Annotated in this window: 9 protein-coding genes; 4 read left to right on the forward strand and 5 right to left on the reverse strand. The window is 74.0% G+C overall.

Annotated elements, in window-relative coordinates:
• Positions 1-81: 81 nt before the first annotated feature.
• The 4 genes from ACIRRH_RS10090 to ACIRRH_RS10105 all read right to left on the reverse strand — a co-directional run bounded on the left by ACIRRH_RS10090 (position 82) and on the right by ACIRRH_RS10105 (position 3,311).
• Positions 82-948: an NmrA family NAD(P)-binding protein gene (locus ACIRRH_RS10090; protein ID WP_403064430.1), complete on the reverse strand. Its 867-nt coding sequence runs from the start codon at positions 946-948 to the stop codon at positions 82-84.
• Positions 945-1,445 carry a hypothetical protein gene (locus tag ACIRRH_RS10095; protein WP_403064434.1) on the reverse strand — a complete coding sequence of 167 codons (501 nt, stop codon included), beginning with the start codon at positions 1,443-1,445 and terminating at the stop codon, positions 945-947. The genes ACIRRH_RS10090 and ACIRRH_RS10095 overlap by 4 nt, the downstream gene beginning before the upstream one ends.
• A gap of 112 nt (positions 1,446-1,557) precedes the next feature.
• The gene (locus tag ACIRRH_RS10100) at positions 1,558-2,079 is read right to left on the reverse strand and encodes a MarR family winged helix-turn-helix transcriptional regulator (protein WP_224283549.1); all 522 of its coding nucleotides are present in this window, start codon (positions 2,077-2,079) and stop codon (positions 1,558-1,560) included.
• Positions 2,080-2,135: 56 nt separating this feature from the next.
• Positions 2,136-3,311, reverse strand: a complete 1,176-nt coding sequence (locus ACIRRH_RS10105) for an FAD-dependent monooxygenase (RefSeq protein ID WP_403064438.1) — start codon at positions 3,309-3,311, stop codon at positions 2,136-2,138.
• 183 nt (positions 3,312-3,494) lie between these two features.
• On the opposite strand from ACIRRH_RS10105, the gene ACIRRH_RS10110 reads away from it, so the two are divergent.
• Together ACIRRH_RS10110 and ACIRRH_RS10115 are read left to right on the forward strand one after the other, a co-directional pair.
• A complete protein-coding gene (locus ACIRRH_RS10110; RefSeq protein WP_403064441.1) occupies positions 3,495-4,100 on the forward strand; it encodes a TetR/AcrR family transcriptional regulator in 606 nt (201 codons plus the stop codon).
• Between the two features lie 296 nt (positions 4,101-4,396).
• The gene (locus ACIRRH_RS10115) at positions 4,397-6,016 is read left to right on the forward strand and encodes an alpha/beta hydrolase (protein ID WP_403064444.1); all 1,620 of its coding nucleotides are present in this window, start codon (positions 4,397-4,399) and stop codon (positions 6,014-6,016) included.
• Between the two features lie 441 nt (positions 6,017-6,457).
• Here ACIRRH_RS10115 and ACIRRH_RS10120 read toward each other — a convergent pair whose 3' ends face one another.
• Positions 6,458-7,192: an ABC transporter ATP-binding protein gene (locus ACIRRH_RS10120; RefSeq protein WP_403064447.1), complete on the reverse strand. Its 735-nt coding sequence runs from the start codon at positions 7,190-7,192 to the stop codon at positions 6,458-6,460.
• Between the two features lie 419 nt (positions 7,193-7,611).
• Between ACIRRH_RS10120 and ACIRRH_RS10125 the strand changes: the two genes are divergently transcribed.
• Both ACIRRH_RS10125 and ACIRRH_RS10130 read left to right on the forward strand, forming a co-directional pair.
• Positions 7,612-10,941: an FtsX-like permease family protein gene (locus ACIRRH_RS10125; protein WP_403064450.1), complete on the forward strand. Its 3,330-nt coding sequence runs from the start codon at positions 7,612-7,614 to the stop codon at positions 10,939-10,941.
• Positions 10,938-13,772 carry a hypothetical protein gene (locus tag ACIRRH_RS10130; protein WP_403064453.1) on the forward strand — a complete coding sequence of 945 codons (2,835 nt, stop codon included), beginning with the start codon at positions 10,938-10,940 and terminating at the stop codon, positions 13,770-13,772. The genes ACIRRH_RS10125 and ACIRRH_RS10130 overlap by 4 nt, the downstream gene beginning before the upstream one ends.
• The last annotated feature ends 29 nt before the right edge of the window (positions 13,773-13,801 follow it).

Consider the following 13,801-nt stretch of genomic DNA (forward strand, 5'->3'; position numbering starts at 1 on the left):
TGCTGCTCCCTTCGGGTGGCGGGCCGGGCCGCTTGGGCCGGTCCTGTCGGTCCGGGCCCGGCCCGCCGTGCTGCCCGACGGTCAGCGGAACCGGTGGAGGTTCTCGCCGAGGAAGGCCTCCAGGGTGCGCGGAGCGCGTCCGGCGAGGCGGAGGAAGGTGTCGTCGGGCGTCTCCTTGCGGACCACTGCGAGTTGCTGGATCTCCACCACGTGGGTGGCCAGCCAGTCCGGCATGCCGGCCCGGCCGACCAGGTGGGTGTGCAGCTCGGACGGGCTCAGATCGAGGTAGCGGACCGGTCGGCCGAGCAGCTCGCCCAGCAGCGCGGTGAGCTCCGGGTGGCTGTAGGCCCGTCCGCCGGTGAGCGGGTAGGTGCCGCCGGCCAGCTCGGGGCGGGTGAGCACCTCGGCCGCGGCGTCCCCGATGTCCCGGACGTCCACGTAGTTGCACCGCGCCTGCCCCAGCGCGCCGTGCACCACCCCGGCGGCGGCGACGCCGGGCGCCAGGAGCAGCAGCTTCTGCATGAACGCGTACGGCCGCAGGACGGTGGTGGTGACGCCGGAGGACCGCAGCCGCTCCTCGATCAGGTGGTGGCCGCGGGAGACGGCGACGGGGGAGTCCGGCTCGGCGGCGGGCGCGGAGACCTTGACGATGTGCTCCACGCCGCAGTCGACCGCTGCCTCGATCGCGTTCAGCTCGTACCGGACCTGCTGCGGGCCGTTGGCCATGGTGAGGAAGAGCTGGTGTGCGCCGCGGAAGGCCGCGCGCAGGGAGGCCGGATCGGCGGCGTCGGCCGGGAGGGTGGCGGTGCGGGCGAGCGTGCGCTCGTCGAGCGCGGCGGCCAGCCGGGCGGGGTCGCGGCTGAGGGCGCGGCTCGGTGCGCCGAGGGCGGCGAGGCTGCGCAGGGTCGCGCCGCCGGTGGCGCCTCCGGCGCCCATGATGACGATCATGATGTCTGCCTTTCGGGCTGGGGTGCGGTGGGGAGTCGGTGCTGCGGGGTGCGGGTCGGTCGGCTGCCGCGCCAGCGCCAGGTGGTGATGGTGGCGGCGATCGCCGAGGAGACCGGTAGGTCGACCGGCAGCCGGTGCGGCCACGGGCTGTCGGCGAGGGCCGGGACCTGCGGCAGCCAGCGGGCGGCGGCCAGGCCGGCGGCCAGGCCGGCGGCCAGGCCCAGGGCGGCGGCGGCCAGGCCGAGTGCGGCAGCCGCGAGCGGGCGCGGGGTGCGGGCGGGGCGGGCGCGCACGGGGCGGCGGCGCAGCACGGCGCCGAGTGCGGCGGCCACCAGGGCGGAGGTGCCGCCGATGGTGGTGAGCGCGGCGGCCACCAGCTGCGGCTGGCCGGTGACGGCTCCGCCGGCCCCGGCCGTGGCGGCGGGCATGGCGTAGGCGACCAGGACCTCGCGCCACAGGACGAAGGGCGGGGGAGCGCCGGGAATCTTCTTGCTCATGGGTCGGACTTCCTTCCATTGCGCTTAGGTGCCTAAGTATTTGTGCTTAGGTACCTAACTATTGGGGCTGAGGAGAGGCGGGCTGCCGGACGGCGGCCCGCCTGGGTGCGGATCAGTCCTCGGTGAGCGCGTCCATGCCCGCGACCACCCGGGCCAGCAGGTCCAGGAAGGTGGTGCGCTCCTCGGGGGAGAGGCCCCCGACCAGGGCCTGCATCCGGGTGAAGTGCTCGGGTGCCAGCTCCCGCAGCCTGTCGGCACCCCGTGCGGTGAGGATCACCACGTTGCCGCGGCCGTCCTCGGTGGACGGCCGACGGGCCACCAGGCCCTCCCGCTCCAGGCCGTCGACCAGGCCGGTCACGGTCGCCCGGGAGACGCCGAGACTCGTCGCGAGCTGGGAGGGGGACTTCTCGCCGCCGTGGTCCTCCAGGTCCGCCAGCAGTCGGTAGCGGCCGGTGGAGAGGCCGAAGCGGCCGAAGTGCACCTCACCGGCCTGGCCGAGCCGGGCGCCCGCCGCCATCAGCCGGGTCGCGACCAAGATCGCCTGCGGATCGGCCGTGAGGCCGTAACGGGCGATCTGGCGGCGGGCCTGGTCGAGGCTGGGGGCGGTGGGGCCGGTCTCGGGCTGCTGGGTCACGAAAGTAATATGGTGCCTAACCTGATTCCCGGTCAAGCGGGGCCTCGGATTGTTGCCTAGGCGGCACGGGGAGCGATCCGGGGTGGCGCCCAGTCGGCGTGCCGCAGGACGGTCCGGACCATTGCGCCGGGCGGGGTGAGCCGGATTGCCGCATTGCGCAGACCGACCGCCAGCGGGTTCGCGAGCTGCTGGCCCATCCGGCCGGCCCGGCGGGCGTCGCGGGCCACGGTCTGGCTGCGCGGGCGGCGGGCCGCGTCGTAGTGGGCGAGCGCGCCCTCGACCGTCCGGGCCTCGGTGAGCGCCGCCGCCAGGGTCACCGCGTCCTCCAGTGCCTGGCAGGCGCCCTGGCCGAGGTGGGGCGTCATGGCGTGCGCCGCGTCGCCGAGCAGCGCGATCCGGCCCGAGACGTACGACGGCAGCGGGGTGGCCAGCGCGTTGACGTCGTGGTGCAGTACAGCCTCCGGTCGGGTCGCGGCCAGGAGTGAGGGGATCGGCTCGTGCCAGCGGGCGAAGCGGCGGCGGACCTCGGTCAGTGGGTCCCGGTAGCGGATCCCGGCCGGGGCGTTCAGGACGGCGTGCCACTCGGCGGTGCCGTCCGGGAAGGCGATGTGGCCGAACTCGGCGCCGTGGCCCCAGGTCAGCTCGAAGTCGGCCTTGAGCCCGTCGACCGGGTGCTCGGTGATCGCCCTCAGCACCGTCGAGCCGCTGTAGGCCGGCCCGGGATGGGCCGGGAAGAGGCGGCGCCGGATACGGCTGTTGATGCCGTCGGCCGCCACCAGCAGGTCGGCTTCCAGGGTGGTGCCGTCGAAGCCGGCCCGGACCCGGAACGGCCGGGTGGTGTCCAGCTCGGTGACCTCGGCGCCGATGACGAGGGACTCGGCGGGCAGCGCCTCGCGCAGGATGCGGTGCAGGGCCGCGCGGGGTATGCCGACGATCGGGGCGCCCAGTTCGCGTTCCAGCGCGGCCCCGTCCATCGCGGCGAGCCGACGCCCGTCCGGCGTCCGGGTGCCACCGGTGTACTGGCGGCGCGCGGCCGCCTCGACCGCCTCGCCGACGCCGAGGGCGGCGAGCGCGCGCATCCCGTTGGCGGCCAGTGAGATGCCGGCGCCCGCATCGTCCAGGACGGCCGCCCGCTCGACCACGGTCACGTCCCATCCCGCCAGCCGGAGCCCGATCGCGGCCGCCAGTCCGCCGATCCCGCCTCCGACCACCACCGCGCTGTTGCCGCTCATGCCCGGTCCTTCCCGTGTCGCCGCGCTGTTTTCTACAGCTGTAGAAGGAGCGTACTACGAGGCTTTCGACAGGCGGACGGGGGTGGCTCGGGTCCGCCCGGGCGGTGGGACGGCGGCGGCCGGTGGCCGGCCCGGACCGGGCGGGTGCGCGGAGGGGTGGCACGGGCCCGGTAGAAAGGGGGGATGCGGCGAAACGAGGATCGGAAGCGGGACGATGCGGGGCGGCCGGACCGGCGGACGGTGTTGGCGGACGCCGCGATCGGGGTGCTCGCGGACCTCGGCGTGCGAGGACTGACCCACCGTGCGGTCGACGCGGCGGCCGGGCTGCCGGTCGGGACCACCTCCGCCTACCTGCGGACCAGGCAGGCGCTGCTCACCGCGCTGGTGCGCCGGCTGGTGGAGCTGGACCAGGGCGAGCTGCACGCCATGGGGGAGCAGGTGCCGGTCCGTTCGGCCGCGGAACTGGCCGACGGAATCGGCGCGTTGATGCGGCGGCGGCTGTCCGGTGACGGGCGGCGGCGCTCGCTCGCCCGGTATGCCTGCGCGGTGGAGAGCGTGCGCGATCCCGAGCTGCGCGAGATCCTCGTCCCGCGGGAGAACGCCGGGCGCGCCGCCGTCCGCGCGTTCCTCGCCGCCCAGGGGGTACCCGACCCCGACGGACGGACGACCACGCTGCTGGCCTGCATCGACGGCCTGGTCTTCGAGCACCTGGTGGGCGGCGGGGAGCCCGCGGCCGACGCGATCCAGGGGCTGGTGGCGGCCGCCCTGCGGGGGGCGGCCGCCGGCTGAGGCGTGTCCGACCCGGCCTGCGCGAGCCGGACGCCGTCCGGGCCGCGTCCGGCGGCACGCCGCCGCGCCGGGAAACCGGACCCCGGGCCGGCTCCGCCGAACCGGACGGCCTACGGCGGGGGGTGATGCGTTCGGTTGATGCAGCATCAGGTCAATCAACCGTCAAGTTGGTTCATTCACAGAATGTTCTGCGATCCGCGGAATGTCGAGCGGATGATTTCCGCTGCTCCCAGGTCTTCACAGAGAGATCTCCGGCTGACAGGCTGGGGCCGCCCTTTCAGTACGGAGGAGGTTCCTTGTCCCGCATATCCACGTTGGCCGGAGCAGTCACCTGCGCCCTCGCGCTTGTCACCGGCACCGCCGTCGCCGCGTCGGCGGCGCCCTTCGACCAGGCCCCGGGCCTGGCCGAGGCGAAGGTCGACCCCGTTGCCTGGACGCCGTGCAACCCCGACCCGAGCAAGCCGGACCCCGGCATCTACGACTGTGCCGTCTACCCCGTGCCGCTGGACTACGACAACCCGTCGGGTGAGAAGATCGGCATCGCCATGATGCGGCGGCGGGCGAGCGACCCGTCGAAGCGGATCGGCTCGCTGTTCCTCAACCCCGGCGGCCCGGGCGGCAGCGGCTACATGTGGGCGACCACCTCCCGCTTCGGTGCCGAGGTGCAGTCCAGGTTCGACCTGGTCGGCTTCGACCCGCGCGGCGTGGCCCGGAGCAACCCGCTCAAGTGCTTCAAGACCCAGGAGGACGCCGACGCGGTCACCAACCGCATGGTCGGCGTGCCGGTCACCAAGGCCGAGATCAACGAGACGCTGGACGCGGACCAGGACTACAGCGACGCGTGCAGCAAGAACGCCGGCCCGCTGATCGAGCACATGTCGACCATCAACGTGGTGCGCGACCTCGACCGGATGCGCCGCGCCGTCGGTGACTCCCAGCTCACCTTCGCCGGCTTCTCCTACGGCACCCTGATCGGTTCGACGTACGCCAACATGTACCCGAACAAGGTCCGCGCGATCATCGTCGACGGCAACGTCGACCCGAACCTGCGCCTGCACAACGGCATGGAGTACGACCGCCAGCGGGCGGGCGGCTTCGAGCTGGCCCTGGACGAGTTCCTGAAGCGCTGCCAGGCCGCCGGCGCCCCGCGCTGCGCCTTCGGCGAGGGCGACACCCGGGCCAAGTTCGACCAGCTCCGCGACCACCTGCGGACCAGCCCGATCACGCTGCCGAACGGCTCCCAGGTGACCCTGAGCAGCTTCACCGGCGAGGTGGCCAGCGCCCTGTACTCGCAGGCCAAGCTGGCCCCGCTGGCCAAGTCGCTCCAGGCGACCTACCAGGTGTTCCAGAAGCCGGCCGCGACCGCCCTGCTGGCCCCGAAGGCGAACGTCTCGGACGAGGACGCCAACCTGCTCTCGGTGAACGTCCCGCGGGCGGCGCTGCGGGAGGCCCCGGTCGACTCCGAGTACACCGCGGACGACTCCTACCTGGCCGTCAACTGCCAGGACAAGCCGTACCCCTCCAACGACCGGGTGTTCGCGAACGCGGCCAAGGTCTGGGAGAAGGAAGCGCCGACCTTCGGCCGCTACCAGGCCTTCGACGCGCCGGCGTGCGCGAGCTGGCCGGCTCCGGCCCGGGACGCCGAGCGCTTCTCCGGCCCGTGGAACAAGAAGACCTCCAACACCGTGATGGTGATCGGCAACCTCTACGACCCGGCCACCCAGTACAAGTTCGCCCAGCGGATGCAGCAGGAGCTGGGCAACGCCGTGCTGGTCAGCGTCGACTCGATCGAGCACTGTGCCGTGGGCCGCAGCAAGGCGCTGAACCAGCTGGTCACCCGCTACCTGGTGGACGGCACCGCGCCGCAGCCCGGCCAGCTGCTGAAGCCGGACGCGGAGATCTTCCCGGCGGTCTGACGGAACAGCCCCCGGTGACCCGGGGGACGAGGTGACGGTCGTGGTGGTCGGCGGTGCTGCCGGCCACCACGTCCGTGCTTTCCGGGCGAGTTCCCGCAAGGCCGGGAAATTCCGGAGAATGCGGCAGCAGATCGTCATCAAACCTCCGGTGCAGCGGATTCCTGCGAGTTGTCGGCGACCGTAGCCCAAGCCGCTGACAATGGAGTTCCGGTGAGGCGATGAAGGTCGCAGCGGTGGCGAATCACCGAAAATGACGTACTGTCACACTTTCATTCATCGATTCCCAGGCCTGGGGTCCGACCCGGCCTACCTTCGCCTCCGCGCCCGACGATCGTCCCGGCGAAGGGCTGAACGCGGGCACGGCGAAGGCGTGGGGACGCACCCCGCATCCCCACGCCTTCGCCATGCCCCGTGGCTGCGACCCCGCCCGGGACTGTCCCGCTACGCCGCCCGCTCCGCCTCCTCCTCGATGATCCGCCCGTCCCGGACCTCGATCACACGGTCGGCGAGCTCCATCAGCGTCGGGTCGTGCGTGGCGACCAGCACCGTGACGCCCTCGCTGCGCACCACCGCGCGCAGCAACTCCATGATCGAGCGGCCGGTCTCCGAGTCCAGCTGACCGGTCGGCTCGTCGGCGATGATCAGGCTGGGCTCGTTGGCCAGCGCGCGGGCGATGGCGACGCGCTGCTGCTGCCCGCCGGAGAGCTCGCCGGGGCGCTGGTTGGCGTGGTCGGCCAGGCCGACCAGGGCGAGCAGGGTGTGCGCGCGCTCCTCGCGTTCGGCTGCCGGGGCCTTGCGCAGCCGCATGGGCACGCCGACGTTCTCGGCGGCGGTGAGCATCGGGATCAGCCCGAAGGACTGGAAGACGAAGCCGATCCGCTCCCGCCGCAGGGCGAGCCGGCCGTCCTCGTCCAGCCCGGCGAGGTCGATGCCGTCCAGCGCGATGCTGCCGCCGGTCGGCGTGTCCAGGCCGCCGACCAGGTTGAGCAGGGTGGTCTTGCCGGAGCCGGACCGGCCCTTGAGCGCGGTGAGTTGGCCGCGGCCGACGCTGAACGAGACGCCGCGTAGGGCGTGCACGGCCCGCTCGCCGGTGCCGAAGCTCCGGCGGAGGTCGGTCACGGCCACCATCGGCCGGGTGGCGGTGTCGGCGGCGGTGGAGGCCTGGTGCTGCGTCATGCGACGTCCCCCCTGTGGGCGTGGCAACCCGGTTCCGTCCGGGTTCCGTCGGGTTCTACGGATATGACTGCTCCGGTGGTTCGCGCTCCCGGGCGGGAATCCGAGAAGACGGTGTCCCGGGCCAACTGGACGCACTGAAGCCGGAGTTGTGAAGTGTGCATGGCATTCAAGCGGGGGCATCCCCGGCCGGGATGCTATCAATGAAACGAATTTGCTCATTGCTTACTTGATTCGCGCAAGTCCCTTCCGTTCCTGGATCGAATCTGACAGCATCGTCCGCTATCCGGCGACCGATTGCCGGTGGTCAATGCGCCGGTGTGCTTGCGATGTGTCCATCTATGGCCGATTTGTACTCGGATCGGACCGATGAGCGGGGCTCGGGGATGCAACCGGGGACATGAATCCGGGGGAGGAACTTGATGCTCGGCTTCGTCGTGCGCCGACTGCGCGCGCGAGTGCCGCTGGCTGCCGCCGTCCTGTTTGCGGTGCTGATCACCACGTCCGTGCTGACCGCCCTGGTGGCCTTCAACAACAGTGTCGGCGAGGCCGGCCTGCGGCAGGCGCTCCAAGGGCCCGGTCATGCCCGGACCATCGTGGCGGTGACCGGCGAGCACGGGCTCGACCAGCGGACGAAGGACGAGGGGGCACTCGCCGCGTACCGGCAGAAGCTCTTCGGTGACCTGCCCGTGCACACCGACAGCGTGATGCGCAGCCGCTCCTACGGCCTGCCGGGCTCCGGCGCCGCAGCGAACGGCGACACAGTGGGCGGAAGCGGCTCCGGCGCCCCTGCGGGCAGCGCCCCCGCCCCCGCCGGCCAGGCCCCCGGCGCCCAGCTCGACCTGACGGTCCTCGCCGACCTCGACCGCGGCCGGGTCCAACTGCTGGCCGGCGCCTGGCCGGGCGCCGCCGCCGGGCCGGTCCGGTCCGCGGCCCCGGAGGTCGCCGTCCCGCAGAGCCTGCTGCGCCGGCTCGGCCTGACCGAGCAGGCCCTGCCCGCCGAGGTCCGGCTCGTCGACCGGGTCGACAGCACGCCGCTGACCGTCCGGATCACAGGCGTCTACCGGGCCACCGACCCGACCGCCCCGTACTGGCGGATCGACCCGGTCGGCGGCCGCGAGATCGAGGTCGGCGGCTTCACCACCTTCGGCCCGATGATGGTCGACCAGAGCGCCTTCACCGCGGCCGGCTTGGTCCAGGGCGGCCGCGGCTGGTCGCTGGACGCCGACTTCTCCGGCGCCGACCAGGCTGTCGCGCAGGCTGTCGGCGACCGTGCCCAGAGCCTCTCCAATGACCTGCGGGCCACCGCCTCGCTCGGCGCGAAGACCGAACTGCCGGACATCATGCACGAGTTGTCCGACAGCATGGTCGTCGCCCGGTCCACCCTGCTGATCGGCGCCCTCCAGCTGGCAGTGCTCGCCGCGGCGGCCCTGCTGCTGGTCGTCCACCTGATCGCCGCGCGGCAGGAGTCCGAGAACGAGATGCTCGCCGCGCGCGGTGCCTCGGCGGTCAAGCTCGGCTCCTTCACCGCCCTGGAGTCGCTGCTGCTGGCCCTGCCCGCCGCGGTGTTCGCCCCGCTGCTGACCCCGTTCCTGGTCCGCGCGCTGGCCGGCCTCGGCAGTTCCCACCAGGTCGCCCTGGAGACCGGCATCAGCTGGACGCTCTGGCCGGTGGCCGTGGTCTGCGCGTTCGCCTGCGTCGTGCTGGCCACCGTGCCGAGCGTGGTGCGCGGCGTCGGCGCCGCCCTGCGTCGCCGGGTCGGCCGCCGTCAGGCCGTGGTCTCCGGCATAGCCCGCAACGGCGGCGACCTCGCCGTGCTCGCCCTGGCCGCGCTCGCCTACCAGCAGCTCGACCAGTACGGCGGCGGGCTGTCCGCCGACTCCACCGGACGCCTCGACGTGGACCTGCTGCTGGTCGCCACCCCGGCGCTCGCCCTGTGCGCCGGCACCCTGGTGGTGCTGCGGCTGCTCCCGTTCGTCGCCCGGCTCGGCGCCCGTGCGGCGGCCCGGGGCCGAGGCCTCGGCCCCGCCATGGTCGGCTGGCAGCTGGCCCGCCGCCCCGGCCGCGCCACCGGACCCGTGCTGCTGCTCGTCATGGCCGTGGCCACCGGCGTCCTGGCGCTCGGCCAGCACGCCACCTGGACCGCCTCCCAGCGCGACCAGGCCGCCTTCAGCACGGCCGGCGGTCTGCGCATCTCCGGCTCGCACAACGCCCTGATGGGTCAGGGCGGCCGCTACGGCGGTCTGCCCGGCGGCGACCGGCTGGTCCCGGTGGTGCGCGACGAACAGTCGTTGCCGAGCGGCAGGAGCCAGCTGCTGGCGGTGGACGCCGCCGCCTTCGCCGAGCGCGTCCCGGTCCGCTCCGACCTGCTCGACGGCAAGACCGGCGCGGAGGTCTTCGGCACGCTCGCCGCACCCGCCCCGGCCGGCATCCCGCTGCCCGGCAGCCCGCTGCGGATCGACGCCGACATCGCGGTGCGTCAGCAGGACCAGCCGGTCCCGTCGTCCAGGAGCGGCCAGGTCCACCCCGAAGTCCGGCTGCTGCTGCGCGACCGGTTCGGCCTGGTCCACAAGGTCGCGTTCGGCGACCTCCCGCCGAACGGCCAGGTCCGCTCCTCGATCACGCTCGGCGCGCTGGTCGACGCCCCGGTGGGTTCGGTCGCCGCTCCGCTGACCGTGGTCGGCGCGACCGTCACCTTCGGCGATCGCAGCGAGGGCGAGGTCACCGTACGGAACCTGGCCGTCTCCGAGAGCGCGGGGGGACCGGCCACCGCCGTTCCGGTGCCGACCGGTGCCGGCTGGAGCCTCAAGCCCCCGACGGTCCGCGGCGGTACGGACAGCTCGCCGGTGGCCGCGCTCGCCTCCGAAACGGCCGGTGCCGACGCGCTGTTCACGGTCCGCTACCACTCCGCCGACGGCCGCGGCGACCTGGTGCGCGCCGTGCTGAGCCCGACCGGGACGCCCGTTCCGGCCACCGTCAACGGCGTCGCCACCCGGGACTACCTGAAGGCCGTCGGAGCGTCGGTCGGGGACACCGTCCGGGTGCCGTTCGGCGGGCTCGTCGTCCCGGTCAAGGTGACCGGCGTGGTCGAGGCCGTGCCGGTGGTCGGACAACAGGCCCTGGTGATGGACCTCGGCACCGTCGCCCGGGTGCTGGCGGTCCAGGACCGCAACCTGCCCACCCGCACCGAGTGGTGGCTGCCCGCCGCCGGGCCGGGCGACCGCGTCCCGGCCGAGGCCGCCGCCGCCCTGCGCGGCGCCCCCGGCAGCCAGGACCTCGCGCTCTACGACGAGGTCTCCGAGGGCCTCCTCGGTGACCCGGTCGGCGCCGCCCCGCAGAGCGCGCTGATGGCCATCGCGATCGTCACCGCCGTGCTCGCCGCGATCGGCTTCGCCGCCGCCGTGGCCGGTTCCGCCCGCGAACGCTCCCGGGACTCCGCGCTGCTGCTCGCCCTGGGCGCCCCGCGCAAGCAGGCCGCCCGCACCGCCGCCGCCGAGAACGCGCTGCTGGTCGGCCTCGGCGGGATCGTCGGCCTCGCCCTGGGTGCCCTGCTCGTCCGGCTGATCGTGCCCTTCGTGGTGCTGACCCCGGCCGCCCGCCGCCCGGTGCCGGAGGCGCTGGTCGAGCTGCCACTCGGTCAGGCGCTGCTGTTCACGGCCGCGATCGCCGTCGTTCCGCTGCTGTCGGCCTTCCTGATCGGGCGCCGGCGTCGAGACGTGGCCGCCCGGCTGCGCCACGTGGAGGAGATGTGACCACCAAGGCCGGCACCACCGTGCCCACCCCCACGCCCGGGCCCACCCGCGCCCACCGGCCCGCGCCGTGGGTCCGTACCCGGCTGCGCGCGATGCCGCTGGCCGCGCTGCTCACGGCGGGCCTCGCCCTCGTCACCGTCTTCCTGGCGGCGGCCTTCCCACGCATTCAGGACCGGGGCGCGGACACCGCGCTCCAGGAGTTCACGCGCAGCCTGGGCGCCAACGTGACCAATCTGGAGTACACCTCCGAGACGACTCGCGACGACGCCACGGCAAGCCTGGAGGCCACCCAGCAGAAGCTGAGCGAGCGGATCGGACGGGACCTCCCGCTGACCACGTCGGGTCAGGTCTACGGCACCCGGGTCAGGACCGAGCGCGGCATGATCAACCCGGGGTACACGAGGCTCTCCGAGAAGGCCGACCCGGCGCTCGGCCTGCTCTACCTGCACGGCCTCGCCGACCGGGTGACGCTGACCGCGGGCACCTGGCCGGGCCCCGCCCCGGCCGACGGCCCGCTGCCGATCGTGCTGAGCCAGAAGGCCGCCGAGGCCGTCAACATCAAGCTCGGCGACGTCATCGAGAGCGGCACCGACGGACCCGCCCCGCTGCGCAGCACCGTGGTGGCCGGCCTCTTCCGGGTCAACGATCCCCAGGACCCGTTCTGGGAGGGCATCGGCTGTCCGGCCAGGGCCTGCCTGCGTGTCAAGGGCGACCAGGCGTGGTACTGGACCAGCGGCTTCGTCGACGGCGGCAGCCTGACCACGCTGGCCGGCTGGGGTTCGGGCGGCCAGAACTTCTGGCGGCTGCCCGTCGACGCCGGTTCCCTGCGCGCCGACCGGCTCGACCGGACTCGCGAGCTCCTCGGCTCGTACTCCTCCGGCCCCGGCATGACCGCCCTGGTCGGCTCGACCCACCGGGCCGACCTGCGTGTCACCTCGCTGATGCCGGACGTCCTCGCCCGGGCCACGGCCCGCTACGAGGCCGCGGCCCCGCTGGGCGCCATCGGGCCGGCCGGTGTCGCCGGCGTCGCGGTCGTGGTGCTGTGCCTGGCCGCAGCGCTCAGCACGGACCGCCGCACGGCCGAGATCAGGCTGCTCCAGGCCCGTGGCGGCTCGCGCAGCGGAGTGCTGTTGCGGCTGCTCGGTGAGGGCGCGGTGACCGTGCTGCCCGCCGCCGTGCTCGGGACGGCCCTCGCGCTGGTGCTGCTGCCCACCCCCCGGTGGGGCGGCCCGGTGCTGTTGGCGCTCGCCGTGACCCTGTTCGCGATCCTGGCCTTCCCGGCCCGGGCCGCCCTGCTCTGGGCGCGCCCGCGGACCGCCGGCGGCTGGCGCCGGGTGATCGGCGAGCTCGCCGTGCTGGCTGTCACGGCCGCGGCGGTGGCCGAGGTCCGCCGTCGCGGCGTCGGCCACCCGGGTGGTGGAGTGGACCCGCTGCTGGCGGCCGCCCCGCTGCTGCTCGCCGTCTCCGGTGGCCTGCTGCTGGCCCGGATCGAGCCGGTCGTGGTCGGCTGGCTGGCCGCACTCGCCGGCCGCGGCCGCGGCCTGGTCGGCTTCCTCGGCCTGGTCCGGGCCGCCCGCGACAACTCGGGCCGCCGCCGGCCCTCCGCGCTGCCGTTGCTCGCCCTGCTGATCGCCGTCACGGCCACCGGCTTCGGCGCCACCGTGATCGACACGGTGGACCACTCCCGGACGCGTGCCGCGCGCATCGCCACCGGCGGCGACGTGTCCATCACGGTCCCGGTCTACGCCACCCTGCCGGACGACTTCACCAAGGCGGCAGGCCAACTGCCCGGCGTCCGGGCGGCGACCGGGGCCTGGATCGAGGACCGGGCCGTCTTCATCGGTGCCGACCGGGACAACACCGGCGCCGTCCTGGTGGTGGTGGAGCCCGACGCCTACGCGGAGATCTCCCGCACCGCCGGGGTCGGTGGGTTCGACCTGGCCAAGCTGGCCGCCCCGGGTGGCAAGGACAGCCCGGTGCCCGCGCTGTTCAGCCGGAGCCTGGCCCAGCGCCTGACCGCGGGCGCGCCGCAGGTGCGCACGCCCAGTGGCAGCGAGATGTCCACCGTGGTGGCCGGGATCGTCGACGCCACGCCCGCCCTGCCGGAATCGGGCAGGCCCTTCATCGTGGTGCCGACCGGTTCCGCGGCAGAGCACCTGCCGGAGCTCAAGCGGGAGAGCAAGGTGAACAAGTGGTTCGCGGTCGGTGACGTCGACCCGGGCCGGGTCCGGGCCCTGCTGAAGGAACGCGGCATCGGCAGCGACAATCAGGTGACGGGCCTGGCCAAGCTGATCAGCAAGGACGCCGAGGAGGCGGGGAAGAGCGCCGACGGCCTGCCCCCCGGCTACGTGGTGCAGAGCAGCCGCGAGAAGATCGCCGAGCTGGCCGGCGATCCGGTGCAGCACGCCGCCGGACGTCTGTTCTGGTACGCGGGCTTCGCCGCCGCCGGGTTCGCCCTGCTGGCCGTGCTGCTGACGCTGCTGCGGGCCGCGCCGGACCGTACGGCGGTGCTCGCCCGGCTGCGCACCATGGGCCTGCGGCCCCGGCAGGGCCTGGCGCTGATCGTCGCCGAGTCGCTGCCGCAGACCCTGGCGGCGGCTGTCGGCGGCGGTCTGGTCGCCATGGCCGCGGTCGCCCTGCTCGGGGGAGCCTTCGACCTCTCGGCGCTGGTCGGCGCCCCGGTCGGCGACACCCTGGCCCCCGTGGTGATGCCGGTGCTGCTGCCCACCGCCGGTCTGGCCCTGGTGGTCTGCCTCGGCGTGGTGGTGGAGACGCTGGTCGCCGGCCGGCGCCAGATCGCCACCGAACTGCGTGCGGGTGAGCGGCAATGAGGCAGGGAACGACAGCGGCGGACACGCCG

This window comes from Kitasatospora sp. NPDC101235, assembly GCF_044767505.1.
Lineage (GTDB): Bacteria > Actinomycetota > Actinomycetes > Streptomycetales > Streptomycetaceae > Kitasatospora.